Source organism: Aeromonas sp. QDB25 (assembly GCF_027707725.1).
Lineage (GTDB): Bacteria > Pseudomonadota > Gammaproteobacteria > Enterobacterales > Aeromonadaceae > Aeromonas > Aeromonas caviae.
In genome coordinates this window covers 1-613 of record NZ_JAPCIZ010000244.1, presented here as the reverse complement: position 1 = coordinate 613, position 613 = coordinate 1, and the positions used below count along the sequence as shown (strand labels likewise).

Below are 613 nucleotides of genomic sequence, written 5' to 3'. Positions count from 1 at the left end.
AATAGACATAAAAAATCCGGAACCAGTGATTGGTTCCGGATTGTCCTACAGCAGAAGGATCGGTCAATGGATCCTTAACTGATCAGCATTGCCGCAACTGCGGGGCTTTTTAATGGGTAAAACATGCCCATGGCAGGGATTAGGCGGGGCGCCTGCCCAGCCGCCGCACATCCTGGCGGGCGGCGGCTCCGGCCTGGCTGAGCCAGCGCTGGCGGGCCCCCTCATCCGAGGTGTGGACGGGCCCCAGATGCTGACGGTGGGTCAGCCGGATGCCGCACAGCCCCAGCACCGGCTTGTCCAGGGTGCGATCCAGGGGGGCTCCCTGCCACCAGCGGTAATACCAGGGGGGGCTGTCCATGGTGAGCAGCAGGCGCGCCGTCTTGCCGGCGAGCAACTGCTCCGGGTACGCCTTCCCCGGCTGGTAGCGAAAGGCGAAACCCGGCAGCAGGGTGCGATCCAGCAGCCCCTTGAGCCGGGCTGGCAGGTGGCCCCACCAGACGGGCAGGGCGGGATCGCACTTTGTTAATGAAATTTGAACAGGCAGATCGTCTGTGATCTAATCGCGTCTCCATGCAGGAGGCACGCGCTATGACGTTGATTGAACACCTTACCC

1 protein-coding gene is annotated in these 613 nt (G+C 62.8%); it reads right to left on the bottom strand.

Going from position 1 to position 613, the window contains the following annotated elements:
* Nucleotides 1–139 precede the first annotated feature (139 nt).
* On the bottom strand, nucleotides 140–505 hold the full coding sequence (locus PG883_RS23735; protein WP_270808515.1) for an NAD(P)H-dependent oxidoreductase: 366 nt from the start codon (nucleotides 503–505) through the stop codon (nucleotides 140–142).
* Between the last annotated feature and the right edge of the window lie 108 nt (nucleotides 506–613).